The sequence below is a fragment of the Actinomycetospora atypica genome (assembly GCF_042653685.1).
Lineage (GTDB): Bacteria > Actinomycetota > Actinomycetes > Mycobacteriales > Pseudonocardiaceae > Actinomycetospora > Actinomycetospora atypica.
Window position 1 is genome coordinate 19,958 of the sequence record NZ_JBHSIV010000009.1, and the last position, 12,232, is coordinate 32,189.

Annotated in this window: 14 protein-coding genes and 1 tRNA gene; 7 read left to right on the forward strand and 8 right to left on the reverse strand. The window is 73.0% G+C overall.

The window, feature by feature from the left end; genetic code table 11:
- Nucleotides 1-20 precede the first annotated feature (20 nt).
- On the forward strand, nt 21-698 hold the full coding sequence (locus ACFPBZ_RS10635) for a DUF1990 family protein (RefSeq protein WP_378036163.1): 678 nt from the start codon (nt 21-23) through the stop codon (nt 696-698).
- Here the strand turns inward: ACFPBZ_RS10635 and ACFPBZ_RS10640 are convergent.
- From ACFPBZ_RS10640 to ACFPBZ_RS10655, 4 genes are read right to left on the reverse strand one after another with little or no spacing between them, the layout of a single operon-like run.
- Entirely contained in the window at nt 695-919 is a 225-nt protein-coding gene (locus ACFPBZ_RS10640; protein ID WP_378036017.1) for a helix-turn-helix domain-containing protein, read from the reverse strand. The two genes, ACFPBZ_RS10635 and ACFPBZ_RS10640, sit on opposite strands and share 4 nt — an antisense overlap.
- Complete coding sequence (locus tag ACFPBZ_RS10645) at nt 919-1,374, reverse strand: DUF2975 domain-containing protein (RefSeq protein WP_378036018.1); 456 nt, start codon at nt 1,372-1,374, stop codon at nt 919-921. The genes ACFPBZ_RS10640 and ACFPBZ_RS10645 overlap by 1 nt, the downstream gene beginning before the upstream one ends.
- A 51-nt stretch (nt 1,375-1,425) precedes the next feature.
- Nucleotides 1,426-2,901, reverse strand: coding sequence for a carotenoid oxygenase family protein (locus ACFPBZ_RS10650; protein ID WP_378036019.1), 1,476 nt, complete (start codon nt 2,899-2,901; stop codon nt 1,426-1,428).
- 53 nt (nt 2,902-2,954) lie between these two features.
- On the reverse strand, nt 2,955-4,082 hold the full coding sequence (locus ACFPBZ_RS10655; protein WP_378036020.1) for an FAD-dependent oxidoreductase: 1,128 nt from the start codon (nt 4,080-4,082) through the stop codon (nt 2,955-2,957).
- Between the two features lie 69 nt (nt 4,083-4,151).
- Between ACFPBZ_RS10655 and ACFPBZ_RS10660 the strand changes: the two genes are divergently transcribed.
- Nucleotides 4,152-4,811 (forward strand): TetR/AcrR family transcriptional regulator, encoded by a 660-nt coding sequence (locus ACFPBZ_RS10660; RefSeq protein WP_378036021.1) that lies wholly within the window; start codon nt 4,152-4,154, stop codon nt 4,809-4,811.
- Between the two features lie 68 nt (nt 4,812-4,879).
- Here the strand turns inward: ACFPBZ_RS10660 and ACFPBZ_RS10665 are convergent, their stop codons facing one another.
- From ACFPBZ_RS10665 to ACFPBZ_RS10675, 3 genes are all read right to left on the reverse strand, one after another.
- Nucleotides 4,880-5,575 carry a DUF3761 domain-containing protein gene (locus ACFPBZ_RS10665; RefSeq protein ID WP_378036022.1) on the reverse strand — a complete coding sequence of 232 codons (696 nt, stop codon included), beginning with the start codon at nt 5,573-5,575 and terminating at the stop codon, nt 4,880-4,882.
- 230 nt (nt 5,576-5,805) lie between these two features.
- Nucleotides 5,806-5,893: transfer RNA gene (locus tag ACFPBZ_RS10670), tRNA-Ser, on the reverse strand.
- A 123-nt stretch (nt 5,894-6,016) separates the two neighbouring features.
- A complete protein-coding gene (locus ACFPBZ_RS10675; RefSeq protein WP_378036023.1) occupies nt 6,017-6,481 on the reverse strand; it encodes a MarR family winged helix-turn-helix transcriptional regulator in 465 nt (154 codons plus the stop codon).
- A 79-nt stretch (nt 6,482-6,560) separates the two neighbouring features.
- Between ACFPBZ_RS10675 and ACFPBZ_RS10680 the strand changes: the two genes are divergently transcribed.
- Nucleotides 6,561-7,547, forward strand: coding sequence for an NAD(P)H-quinone oxidoreductase (locus ACFPBZ_RS10680; protein WP_378036024.1), 987 nt, complete (start codon nt 6,561-6,563; stop codon nt 7,545-7,547).
- Nucleotides 7,548-7,606: 59 nt separating this feature from the next.
- Here the strand turns inward: ACFPBZ_RS10680 and ACFPBZ_RS10685 are convergent, their stop codons facing one another.
- Nucleotides 7,607-8,824, reverse strand: coding sequence for a cysteine desulfurase-like protein (locus ACFPBZ_RS10685; RefSeq protein ID WP_378036025.1), 1,218 nt, complete (start codon nt 8,822-8,824; stop codon nt 7,607-7,609).
- Between the two features lie 93 nt (nt 8,825-8,917).
- On the opposite strand from ACFPBZ_RS10685, the gene ACFPBZ_RS10690 reads away from it, so the two are divergent.
- Genes ACFPBZ_RS10690 through glfT1 form a run of 4 tightly spaced genes read left to right on the forward strand, consistent with a single transcriptional unit; the run spans nt 8,918 to nt 12,173 of the window.
- Entirely contained in the window at nt 8,918-9,469 is a 552-nt protein-coding gene (locus ACFPBZ_RS10690) for a bacterial proteasome activator family protein (protein ID WP_378036026.1), read from the forward strand.
- 24 nt (nt 9,470-9,493) lie between these two features.
- Complete coding sequence (gene wzm / locus ACFPBZ_RS10695) at nt 9,494-10,462, forward strand: galactan export ABC transporter permease subunit Wzm/RfbD (RefSeq protein ID WP_378036027.1); 969 nt, start codon at nt 9,494-9,496, stop codon at nt 10,460-10,462.
- Between the two features lie 5 nt (nt 10,463-10,467).
- Nucleotides 10,468-11,277, forward strand: coding sequence for a galactan export ABC transporter ATP-binding subunit Wzt/RfbE (wzt, locus tag ACFPBZ_RS10700; RefSeq protein WP_378036164.1), 810 nt, complete (start codon nt 10,468-10,470; stop codon nt 11,275-11,277).
- On the forward strand, nt 11,274-12,173 hold the full coding sequence (gene glfT1 / locus ACFPBZ_RS10705; RefSeq protein WP_378036028.1) for a galactofuranosyltransferase GlfT1: 900 nt from the start codon (nt 11,274-11,276) through the stop codon (nt 12,171-12,173). The genes wzt and glfT1 overlap by 4 nt, the downstream gene beginning before the upstream one ends.
- Nucleotides 12,174-12,232: the final 59 nt, after the last annotated feature.

Consider the following 12,232-nt stretch of genomic DNA (forward strand, 5'->3'; position numbering starts at 1 on the left):
ACCAGGCTGCCGTGCGGACGATGCGGCTCTCCCCGGTCTCCGATCCGGCGGGCGACCTGGCCGAGATCGCCGGTCTCGACCTGAATTACGACCCCTCCACCACGAGCGGGCGCGGCTGGCACCACGACCGGCTGCGGCACCCCCTCGGGGTCGAGGAGCCGGGCGACCCCGAGCCCGACGGCCCCTGGGCCGTCGCGTGCGCCCTCGTACACGACTACGAGTTCGCCGACCGCCACATCATGTCGGCGCTGTTCCACGCGAACGCGCCGCTCGAGGGACGGAACATGCTGCTCGAGGGACGCTTCCTCGTGCTGCGCTTCCCGATGGGCGTGCGGGTCGACGCGGTGGTCGACGAGACGCGGGCCCGGGCCGACGGCACCTCCGAGCGGGTCTGGGGCTGGAGCTACCGGACGCTGGGGCGCCACCTGGAGCGCGGGCGACTCGTCTACGAGGTCGTGAAGAACACGACGACGGGCCGGGTCGAGTTCGTCATCACGGGCGTGTCGTCGCGGGCGAAGATCCCGAACCCGGTGATCGCGCTCGGGTTCGGCGTCTTCGGGCGGACCACCCAGTGGCGGTTCTACCGCGCGGCGGCCCGCAAGCTCGAGGAGCGCGTGCGCCACGTGCTCGAGGGCGGCGACCGCCCGGTCCCCGACCCCGTCGGCCCCGGCGACGTGGTCCGCGCCCCCTCGCGCTAGACCGGCACCGACTCCTCGTCGGGAACCCAGCGCAGGACGTCGCCGGGCTGGCAGTCCAGGACCGTGCAGATCGCGTCGAGCGTGGTGAACCGCACCGCCTTCGCGCGGCCGTTCTTGAGCACCGCGACGTTCGCCGGCGTGATGCCGACCGCCTCGGCGAACTCGGCGACCGACATCTTCCGCCGGGCGAGCAGCACGTCGAGGTCGACGACGATCGCCATCAGACGACCTCGTCGATCTCGCGCCGCAGCCGCGTCGCCGTGGCGAGCAGCCCCTTCATGACCACCATGAGCAGGACGAACGCCACCCCGGCCAGACCGATGCCGATCCCGATCCCGCCGAGGCCCGGGGCGTCGTCGACCTGGCCCGCGTGGACGCACAGCGCCCCCATCAGCAGCGCGGCCGCGAGCCCGCCCCCGGCGATGACGTCGACCCAGCGGAACGCGCTCTCGTCGAAGATCACGTCGCGCCGCACCCGCGACAGCAGCACCCAGATCGCGACGAGGGCGACCTCGGCGCAGGCGACCGCCGCGACGGCGACGACCGCGTAGGCCGCGGCCAGGGCCGGGACGCCCTGGGTCGCGACCACGACCAGGATCGTCGTCTGCGCAGCGAGGGCACCGAGGACCAGCACGACGAGCAGTGCCCGGAGGCAGGTGATGACCAGCGGTCTCATGTGTCGATAGTCGGTCGATTCCTATCGAAAGTCAATCGATACCACGACGGGTCAGCCTTCCGGGATCCACGAGCCGTGGAAGCCCGTCGGCACCCCGCGCGGCAGCGTCACCGCGGCGACGGTGCGAGTGACGTCGGTGGCGTCGAGGACCAGGAGTCGGGAGCCCGACCCGTCGGCCTGCGTGACGATCGTCAGCAGCCAGCCGTCGTCCTCGGCGCGCCCGGCCTGCTCCGACGGCACGAAGACCGCCTCGCCCGCCTTCACGTCGGGCCCCAGCTCGTGCGCCGCGGTCTCCCCGGTCTGCAGGTCCATCCGGACGACCGCGTTGGCCCGCGCCGTCGAGGTCACGGCGTACCGGTAGCGGGCCGAGCGCCCGACGCGCTCGGCGTCGAGCGTCGGGAACTCGACCGGCCGGTCGTGCAGCGGACCCTCGGTGACGGCGCCGGTGGCCGGGTCGAGGGTCCAGCGGTGCAGGCGTGCGACCCCGAGGTTCGCCGACTCCCCGGCCGGGTCGGCGCCCGAGGCCTTCGGCTTCTTCCCCGACCACGCCACCGCCATGTCGGCCGCGCCGTAGCGGGCGCCGTCGAGCACGATCCGCCCCGCCTCGTCCTCGTGGGCGGTGCCGACGTGGAAGACGTAGCAGGGGTCGATCTCGAACCAGCGGACCGTCGCCGCGGGATCGTCGTGACGCATGATCCCGAGGCGCGCGCCGTAGGACTCGTCCCAGGCGAACGGGAAGCCGGAGAACAGGCGGCGCTTCTGGAAGGTCAGCGGCAGGTCGAGCCAGACGACGTGGTTCTCCGTGATCGCCGCGTCGTGCATCAGCGTCGGCTTCGGCACCTTCACCGTGCGGCTCACGACGAGCTCGCCCGCGGCGGAGAGCCGGTGGTAGGTCAGGTAGGGCGGGACCGGCGAGTAGCCGTAGAAGTGCAGCTCCCCGGTCTCCGGGTCGGCCTTCGGGTGCGCCGTCATCGCGGTCTTGAGGCGCCCGCCGAAGTCGCACGGGCCCACCGTGTCGAGGTCGCGGTCGACCTCGTACGGCAGACCCTGCTCGACGAGGGCCAGCAGCTTGCCGCCGTGCTCGATGACGTGCGTGTTCGCGGGCACCGCGGTGAGGTCGACCCCACGCCAGGTGAGGAACTTCCGGCCGGCCAGCGCTCCGGTGCGCACCCAGCGGTTGCGGTACCAGGAGGCGCGCCCGGCCTGCAGGCGCACGCCGTGGAGCATCCCGTGCCCGCGGAACCAGTGGGCCGGGTCGGCGCCGGGCAGCGGGTTGGGCCCGTTGCGGACGTACCGACCGTCGAGCTCCGGGGGCAGCGTGCCCTCGACGGGGAGGTCGACCGCATCGATCTCGTCGGGTACCGGGGCGTAGTGCCCGGCGAGGTGGGTCGGGCGGGTGTCCTCGACGGCGCTCAGGGCGGTCCTCTCCCACGATCGACGGCTGCCTCCCCAGAGTGCGCCGCCCCCGGCGCTCCCGCCGTCTGGGGTGGTGGTCGGCCCTGCCCCCGGTTGGCAGCGATGGCACATCGCTGACACTGGACGGCAGGGATCCGCCACTGTCGATCGATGGTCTCGACCGGTCAGGGGTGGTCGTCCGGGTCGACGAACGCCCGGACCAGGCCGTGCGGGGCGTCGTCGCCGAACATCAGCCGGTAGAGGCGCTCCCCGTCCGCCGCGGCCTCCGCCCCGCGCGGGAACAGGGCCTGCTCGTACTCGGCGAGCGCGGCCTCGACGTCGTCGCCATGGCGCGTGAGGGCCAGGCCGAGCTCGGCGCCGTCCTGCATCGCGAGGTTCGCGCCCTCGCCGTTCGGCGGCGCGAGGTGCGCGGCGTCCCCGACCAGGGTCACGCCCGGCACCCGCTCCCACCGGTGCCCGACCGGCAGGGTGTTCAGCGGGCGCAGCACCGGCGCGGTGTCGCTGTCGGTGATCAACGACGTGAGCTCCGGGGCCCAGCCGTCGAACTCCGCCACGACCCGCGCAGTGACCTCGGCGCGGTCGGCGAAGTCGATCGCGGCGAACCACTCCTGCGACCGGGCGAGGGCGACGTAGGCGTGCAGCGTGCCGCCCGCCTCCCGGTGCGCCTGGATGCCCTTCCCCGGCGCGGGTGCCAGGAGCGAGCCACCCCCGACGACCGCCGCGGCCGCGGGATGCCGGGCGTCGCCGTCGTGGAGGTAGGTCTCGACGAAGGAGTGGCCGACGTAGGTGGGCGTGGCGTCGGAGAGCAGCGGCCGGACCCGGGACCACGCCCCGTCGGCGCCCACCAGCAGGTCGGTCTCGATCGTGCTGCCGTCCGTGAAGGCGACCTCGTGGCGGCCCTCGCCGAGGGCGCGCACCCCGCTGACCTTGTGCCCCCACCGGACCGTGCCCTCGGGGAGCGACTCGATCAGGAGCCGCCGCAGGTCGCCGCGCTGCACCTCGGGGCGCCCACCCCCGCCCTCGTCCGCCTCCTCGTAGAGGACGGTGCCGTCGGGCCCGACGATGCGCATCGCCTCGCGGCCCTCGAGGACGAGCGCGCGGAACTGCTCGGTCAGGCCGGCCGCCGCGAGCGCCGGCTGCCCGTTCTCCTCGTGGATGTCGAGCATGCCGCCCTGCGCCCGGGCGCCCGGTGAGGGTTCGGCCTCGTAGACCGTGGCCGGGACTCCGTGGACGTGCAGGACGCGGGCGAGGACGAGCCCTCCGAGCCCGGCTCCGACGATCGTGACGTGCATGGCGACTCCTCTGACTGGAATGACGTTCCACCACGATGGAACCGTGTTCCAGCCATGTCAAGATGAGGCATGGCACGCCGCACCGAGGCCCTCTCGCGCGAGCGCATCGTCGACGCCGCCGTCGAGCTGCTCGACACCGTCGGCGAGGGCGGTCTGACGTTCCGGGCGCTCACCGAGCGCCTCGCCACGGGCGCCGGGGCGATCTACTGGCACGTGGCGAACAAGGGCGAGCTGCTCACCGCGGCAACCGACGCCGTCGTCGGGACCGCCCTGGCAGCGGAACCCGACGGGGCATCACCACCCGACCGGGTCCGGGCCGTCGCCCTCGCCCTCTTCGACGCGGTCGACGACCACCCCTGGATCGCGGCGCAGCTCTCCAGAGGGTCCGGGCAGGTGACGACCCCGCGGATCCTCGAGAGCCTCGGCCGCCAGGTCCGGGCGATGGGCGTGCCGCGGTCCGAGTGGTTCTCGGTGTCGACGGCACTGGTGCAGTACGTCGTCGGCGCGGCGACCCAGAACGCCGTGAACGGGACGCTGCCGGGGCCGAGTACGTCGCGGGAGGAGCTGCTCGGCGCCGTGGCGGAGCGGTGGGAGGAGCTCGATCCCGAGGAGTGGCCGTTCACCCGGGCGATCGCCGGGCAGATGCGTGTCCACGACGACCGCGAGCAGTTCCTGGCCGGGCTCGACCTCGTCCTGACGGGCATCGCGGCGCTCCACCCGGGGACATGATCAGAACGTCAGTGGCGACACGCCCGAGCAGAGCTGCGACACGCCCCAGAAGTTCGGGTCGGGCTCGCTCAGACCCAGCTGGCGACCCCGCCGTGACCCGAGCACGTTCCCGACCTGTGCTGGGAGAAGCTCCAGGTCCCGTCCTTGCACTTCGCTGACGCGCCGGCGGGCTGCGCGGCCGCCGCGACGGGGCGCTGGACCTGGTTCCCGTCCACGTTGGTGTAGGTGCTGCCGAGGGCGTTGCCGCCACTGCTCGCGCCGGGCAGGCCCGCGGTCTTCCGAGGCGCTGCCGGGACGGCGTAGGCGGGTCGGGGCGTGGCAGCTCGGACGATCGGTCGTGCCACCGGAGCCGGTGGCAGGGCGGCGACCGCCCGCGGGGCGGGGACGGGGGCAGGAGCAGGAGCAGGGACGACCGGGCTCGAGGACGGGGTCGTCGCGGGAGTCGCGCTCGCGCTCAGAGGAGCAGACGCCGCCACCGTCGCCGCCGGGGGCGCGGCCGCCGGGACCGCGGAGACGAGAACGCCGAAGAGCAGGACGACGCCGGCCGCCGCGTAGCCGATTCCGCGGGCCGCCCCTCGGAGACGCCACGAGGACCAGGCGAAGATCGCGACGGGAAGCAGGAACATCCACCACAGCACGCGGACGACAGGGTGCCAGTGCAGCTGCCGCGCGTGCGTGGTCCCCAGCAGCCCGGGACGGTGCGTTCGAATGACCGTCGTCGGGGCGTCGTCGTGGTCGTTCCCTCGCGCCGCGTTCTGCGACATGTTCCTCCTCGGTCGGTACGCGAGGGAGAGCGCGTCGAGCAGGCTTGTTGTTACGGCAACCAACCATTCGGACCAGCAGGGCGTCCACGCGGCACGGATGATCGGCGCACACCGGAAGAAGACGGACGCCCGCGTTCTCCGTCGGGCGTTGACCGTCGATCAGCGCGAGTGTGAGGGACCGTTCGGTCCGCGCCCAGTTCCTCCACACGGAGGTCGATCATGGTCGGCCATGGCGGAAGCGGGGGGATTCGAACCCCCGGTCCGGTTAGGGACGTCCGCTTTCAAGGCGGGTGCAATCGGCCGCTCTGCCACGCTTCCGCCGGTCAGGCTAGGCGACGGAGGCGGCCCTCGTCAGGACAGCCCCAGCACCTGCGAGTGGCGCCATCCTGACGTCAGATGTCAGCCCTGTGCCATTGCTGGCCAGCCAGGGCACCGCCGGCTCTACGGACGGAGCTTCTCGTTCATCCGCTCGAAGACGTCGCCGAGCACGCGGCGCTCGTCGTCGTCGAGCAGGTCGACGAAGTGCTCGCGCACGCCGCGCAGGTGGTCGGGCGCCGCGCGCTCGAGGCGGGCGAAGCCCTCGGGGGTGAGGACGGCGAACACGCCGCGGCCGTCGGAGTCGCAGACCTCGCGGCGGACCAGGCCCTCGCCCTCGAGGCGCGCGACCTGGTGGGAGAGCCGCGACTTGGACGCGACGACCTCCTCGGCGAGCGAGGTCATCCGCTGACGGTGGTCGGTCTTCTCGGAGAGCCGGACGAGGATCTCGTAGTCGGCGAACGACAGGCCGTGCTGGTCGGACAGCTCACGGCCGAGCCGGCCGAGGAGGAGGGCCTGCGCGGCGATGAAGTTCCGCCAGGCACGCCACTCCTCGGCGTCGAGCCAGCGAGGCTCCTCCGAGGTGGACATCTGCCCATCGTATCGGTAAGCAAGCGCTTGTCATCGCGCCTTGTGCAGGCTGGGAGGTGGAGGTCTAGCGTCCGCCGTCGTGCATGCGATCTCCATCCGGGAGCCCGGTGGCCCCGACGTCCTGACCTGGACCGAGCAGCCCGACCCCGAGCCCGGCTCGGGCGAGGTCGTCCTCGACGTCGTCGCCGCGGGGGTGAACCGCGCCGACGTGATGCAGCGCCAGGGCAACTACCCGCCGCCGAAGGGCGCCTCGGAGCTGCCGGGCCTCGAGTGCTCGGGCCGGGTCAGCGAGGTGGGCCCCGGGGTGAGCGGCTGGAACGTCGGCGACGAGGCCTGCGCGCTGCTCGCGGGCGGCGGCTACGCGGAGAAGGTGGCCGTGCCGGCGGCGCAACTGCTGCCAGTGCCGGCCGGGGTGTCGCTCGCCGACGCGGGCGGGCTGCCCGAGGTGGCGTGCACGGTGTGGTCGAACCTCGTCCTCGCGGCCGGGCTGCGCTCCGGGGAGACGCTGCTGGTGCACGGCGGCAGCGGCGGGATCGGGACGCACGCGATCCAGGTGGGCAAGGCCCTCGGCGTCACCGTGATCGCCACGGCCGGGCACGACGACCGCCTGCAGGTCTGTCGCGACCTCGGCGCCGACGTCGCCCTCGACTACCACGGCGACCTCGTCGAGGCGGTCAAGGAGGCGACCGACGGACGCGGGGTCGACGTCATCCTCGACCACATCGGCGCGCGGAACCTCGACATGAACCTCGACTCGCTCGCCGACGGCGGCCGGATGATGGTCATCGGGCTCATGGGCGGCGCCAAGGGCGAGATCAACCTGGCCAAGATGCTGACCCGACGACTCTCGGTGGCGGCCACCTCGCTGCGGGGCCGCCCGACCGACGGGTCGCACGGCAAGGGCGCGATCGTCTCGGCGGTGCGGACCGACCTGTGGCCGCTGGTGGAGTCGGGCCGGGTGCGCCCGATCGTCCACGAGCGGGTCCCGATGCCGGAGGCCGCGCGGGCGCACCAGCTGATGGACGACGGCGGCGTCGTCGGGAAGGTCGTCCTCGAGGTGCCGTAGGCCCGTGAGCACTAGTCCGTGTCGGGGCACGGATCAGTGCGCACGAGCGCGCAGCGCACCTACAGGCGCGACAGCGCACCTATCAGCGCGTCCACGTCGGCCCGCGACGTGTAGTGGGCGAGCCCGACCTTGACGACCCCGCCGATCTCGGCCCCGCCGATCACCTCGAGCGCGCCCTGGTCGCCGGGGTCGATGAGGACGCAGACGCCCTGGTCGGCGACCCGCTCGGCCACCTCCTGCGCGGTCCGCCCGGCCAGGACGAACGCGACGGTGGGGATCCGGCGGGCGGGGTCGCCGAGCACGCTGACGCCGGGCAGGAACCGCAGCTCCGAGACGAGGTGCGCCATGAGGTCGTCGTGCTGGGCGCGCAGCGAGGACATCGAGGTGAGGATGCGGTCGCGCCGGGAGCCGGTGGCGCGGTCGTCGAGCTCGGCGAGGTGGTCGACCGAGGCGACGAGGCCGGCGAGCAGCGCGACGGGCGCGTCGCCGACCTCGAGGCGCTCGGGCCCGCGGGCGGCGGCGTCGAAGGAGACGGCGGGCAGGCGGTCGAGCAGCTCCGGGGTGCGGAACACCAGGGCCCCGACCGACGGACCGCCCCAGGCGCCGGCGGAGAGCACCATGACGTCGGCGCCCATGGTCTCGAGGTCGAGCGGCAGGTAGGGCGCGGCCGCGCTCGCGTCGACGACCATGAGCGGCTCGATCCCCGTGGCCGGGGCGGGCAGGGCGTGCACCTTGCGGGCGATCGCCGCGATCTCGGTGCGGGTGCCAAGGTGGCTGCACGCCGCGGTCACGGTGACGACGCGGGTGCGCGGGCCGAGGAGGTCGTCGTACTGCCAGCTCGGCAGCTCGCAGGTCTCGATGTCGACCTCGGCGGTGCGCAGCACCCCACCCACCCGCGAGCAGGCCCGGGCCCAGGGGGTGACGTTCGCGCGGTCGTCGAGCCGGGACACCACCACCTCGTCACCGAGGGCCCACGACGACGAGAGCGTGTCGGCCAGGCGCTCGAGCAGCCCGGCCGCCGACGCGCCGAGCACCACGCCCTTGGGCTCGGCACCGACGAGGTCGGCGATCGCGCGGCGCGCCGCGTCGACGATCGCGCCGCCGCGCTGGGAGGCCGGGAAGACCCCGCCGGGCGGGGAGACCGGGGCCCGGAGCGCGGAGGACACGGCGGTCGCCACCTGCTCGGGAACCTGCATGCCGGCCGGGGCGTCGAGGTGGACCCATCCGTCGCCGAGCGCGGGGACCTGGCCCCGTACCCGCGCGACGTCCACCGTCATGCTCCAGTACGGTACGTCGGCTCCGCCGTGTAGCCGAGGGTGGTCCGGAGAGTGCCCGAACGGCCGATCGGGGCATCCGCGAGGATGAGCCCCATGAGCGAGCAGCCCGAGCCGTCGGCCGGGGACCAGGTGATGATCGTCGGACCGGACGGCAAGCCGGTCGGGACCGTGCGGATGCCCGGCGAGACCGCCGCCGAGGAGCCCGACGAGGGCCGGGAGAACATCTCCGGCGCCGTCGAGGAGCCGGCGAAGGTGATGCGGATCGGCACGATGATCAAGCAGCTGCTGGAGGAGGTCCGGGCCACCGAGCTCGACGACGCCAGCCGCCGGCGGCTCAAGGAGATCCACGCGTCGAGCCTCGCCGAGCTCGAGTCGGCGCTCTCACCGGAGCTGCGCGAGGAGCTCGCCCGCATCATCGCCCCGTTCGACGGCGAGGACACCCCCACCGACGGCGAGCTGCGCATCGCCCAGGCCCAGCTCGTCGGCTGGCTGGAGGGCCTCTTCCACGGCATCCAGACCGCGCTGGTCGCCCAGCAGATGGCCGCCCGGGTGCAGCTCGAGCAGATGCGCCGCGGGCTCCCCGCGAGTGGTGGGGCGGCCGCGGGCGGCGCCGGGACCGGGGGGACGACCGGCCAGTACCTCTGAGGCGCCCGAGTACGCTCACGCCCCGTGGCCGTCCCTGCACTCGCGCGCCCTGGCGCCGACGAACCGTCGGACCGGGACGCCACGGCGGCCGAGAAGCTGCACGGGGCCTCGCCCCGGTCGTGGCGGCGGGCCTTCGCCGACATCAACGCGGCGATCGCGCAGCGCGAGCTGTGGGGCCACCTCGGCTGGCAGGACATCAAGCAGCGCTACCGGCGCTCGACGATCGGCCCGCTGTGGATCACCATCAGCATGGCCGTGACGGCGGCGGCGCTGGGCGGGCTGTACTCGCAGCTGTTCGGGCAGCCGATCGGCACGTTCATGCCGTACGTGACCGTCGGCTTCATGATCTGGTACTTCATCAGCGCCTGCGTGCTGGAGGGGACCGAGACCTTCATCGCCAACGAGGGCCTCATCCGGTTCCTGCCCGCCCCGCTGATGATCTACGTGTTCCGCACGGTGTGGCGCCAGATCCTCTTCTTCGCCCACAACGTCGTCGTCTACGTGATCGTGCTGGCGATCTTCTTCGGCCAGCTCGACGAGCCGTACCGGATGATCAATCGGCTGAGCGACGGCACGATGGGGGTCCTGCACCCCGGCCTGTCCTGGACGGCGCTGCTCGCGATCCCGGCCTTCGTCGTGATCGTCGCGAACGGGCTCTGGGTCACGCTGCTGTTCGGCATCATCGCCACCCGGTTCCGGGACATCCCGCCGGTGGTCTCGAGCTTCATGCAGCTCTTCTTCACCATGACGCCGATCATCTGGACGCCCGACCTGCTGCGCGGCGGCGAGCCCGGCAGCGCGAAGGCGATCGTCGAGCAGCTGGCGAAGCTGAACCCCTTCTACCACTTCATCGAGATCTTCCGGGCGCCGCTGGTGGGCCAGGTGCAGAGCTGGACGCACTGGGCCGTCGTCGGCGTGATCACCGTGGTGGGCTGGACGCTCGCCCTGATCGCGCTGCGCAACTACCGTTCCCGCGTCGCGTACTGGGTGTGAGCAACATGGTCTCGATCGACGTCCAGGACGCGAGCGTCGACTTCCCGATCTTCGACGCCAAGAACCGGTCGCTCAAGAAGTCCGTGCTCGGGCGCGCGGGCGGGCGGATCACCGAGTCGAAGGTGCCGGTGGTCGAGGCCCTGCGCGACATCTCGCTCTCGCTCTCCGAGGGCGACCGCGTCGGCCTCGTCGGGCACAACGGCGCGGGCAAGTCGACCCTGCTGCGCCTGCTCGCGGGCATCTACGAGCCGACCCGCGGCCGAGCGCGCATCCGAGGGCGGGTGGCCCCGGTCTTCGACCTCGCCGTCGGCATGGACCCGGAGATCTCCGGGCTCGAGAACATTCTCATCCGCGGGCTCTTCCTGGGGATGTCGCGGCGCGAGATGGAGCGGCGCGTCGACGAGATCGCCGAGTTCACCGAGCTCGGCGACTACCTCTCGATGCCGCTGCGCACCTACTCCACGGGCATGCGGGTCCGGCTCGCGCTGGGCGTCGTCACCTCGATCGACCCCGAGATCCTCATTCTCGACGAGGGCATCGGCGCGGTCGACGCCGCGTTCCTGGAGAAGGCGCGCGACCGGCTCCGCGACCTCGTCGGGCGCTCCGGGATCCTGGTGTTCGCCTCGCACTCCGACGAGTTCCTCGTCGAGCTCTGCGACACCGCGATCTGGATGGACACCGGGGTGATCCGCGAGCAGGGGTCGCTGCGCGACGTGGTCAGCCATTACAAGGGCCGCGACCTGTTCGAGACCCTGAGCCCGGAGACGCTCGAGCGCATCGGCGAGGGCCGGCCGGGCCCGGTGGGCACCCCGTGAGCGCCGAGCTCGTCTACGCGGTCGTCGTCACCCGGCACCGCCCGGAGCTGCTCGCCGACGGGCTCGCCGTGGTGGCCGGGCAGACCCGCCGGCCCGACCACGTCGTCGTCGTGGACAACGGACCCGACGAGAAGACCCGGGAGGTCGTCGGGAACCTGGACGTCCCGACGACCTACCTGCCCTCGCAGCACAACCTGGGCGGCGCCGGCGGCTACGCGCTGGGGATGCTGACCGCGCTGGCCGCGGGCGCCGACTGGCTCTGGCTCGCCGACGACGACGGCCGCCCCGCCGACGAGCACGTGCTCGCGACCCTCATGGAGGTCGCCGTGCGGCGCGGGCTCGCGGAGGTCTCGCCGGTGATCACCGACGCCGCCGACCCCGAGCGCCTCGCCTTCCCGCTGCGCCGCGGCATGACCTGGGTGCGCCGGCGCGCCGACCTCGACGGGTTCGGCGACGGCGAGCTGATGCCGGGCATCGCGCACCTGTTCAACGGCGCGCTGTTCCGCGCCGCGACCCTCGACGTGGTCGGGGTCCCCGACCTGCGCCTGTTCGTCCGCGGCGACGAGGTCGAACTGCACCGGCGCCTCATGCGCTCCGGGCTCCCCTACGGGACGTGCCTGACGACGGCCTACGTCCACCCCGACGGATCCGACGAGTTCAAACCGATGCTCGGCGGCCGTCTGCACGCCCAGGACCCGGGCGACGCGACCAAGCGGTACTACACCTACCGCAACCGCGGCTACCTGCTGGCCCAGCCCGGGCTCCGCAAGCTCGGTGCCATCGAGCACCTGCGCTTCGGCTGGTACTTCCTCGTGGAACGACGGGACCCGGCGGCGCTGCGCGAGTGGCTGCGCCTCGTCCGGCTCGGGCGACGCGAGAGGTTCCAGCGCGCGTGACCCCGGTCCTCTTTCAGGCCCTCGACCTGGAGGTGCTCACCACCATGGCAGGACGCACC

Bases quoted from the DNA above. Each gene is read 5' to 3' on its own strand.
- ACFPBZ_RS10635 (WP_378036163.1), top strand. From the start codon at position 21: ATGCGGCTCTCCCCGGTCTCCGATCCGGCGGGCGACCTGGCCGAGATC.
- ACFPBZ_RS10640 (WP_378036017.1), bottom strand. From the start codon at position 919: ATGGCGATCGTCGTCGACCTCGACGTGCTGCTCGCCCGGCGGAAGATG.
- ACFPBZ_RS10645 (WP_378036018.1), bottom strand. From the start codon at position 1,374: ATGAGACCGCTGGTCATCACCTGCCTCCGGGCACTGCTCGTCGTGCTG.
- ACFPBZ_RS10650 (WP_378036019.1), bottom strand. From the start codon at position 2,901: ATGTGCCATCGCTGCCAACCGGGGGCAGGGCCGACCACCACCCCAGAC.
- ACFPBZ_RS10655 (WP_378036020.1), bottom strand. From the start codon at position 4,082: ATGCACGTCACGATCGTCGGAGCCGGGCTCGGAGGGCTCGTCCTCGCC.
- ACFPBZ_RS10660 (WP_378036021.1), top strand. From the start codon at position 4,152: ATGGCACGCCGCACCGAGGCCCTCTCGCGCGAGCGCATCGTCGACGCC.
- ACFPBZ_RS10665 (WP_378036022.1), bottom strand. From the start codon at position 5,575: ATGTCGCAGAACGCGGCGCGAGGGAACGACCACGACGACGCCCCGACG.
- ACFPBZ_RS10675 (WP_378036023.1), bottom strand. From the start codon at position 6,481: ATGTCCACCTCGGAGGAGCCTCGCTGGCTCGACGCCGAGGAGTGGCGT.
- ACFPBZ_RS10685 (WP_378036025.1), bottom strand. From the start codon at position 8,824: ATGACGGTGGACGTCGCGCGGGTACGGGGCCAGGTCCCCGCGCTCGGC.
- ACFPBZ_RS10690 (WP_378036026.1), top strand. From the start codon at position 8,918: ATGAGCGAGCAGCCCGAGCCGTCGGCCGGGGACCAGGTGATGATCGTC.
- wzt (WP_378036164.1), top strand. From the start codon at position 10,468: ATGGTCTCGATCGACGTCCAGGACGCGAGCGTCGACTTCCCGATCTTC.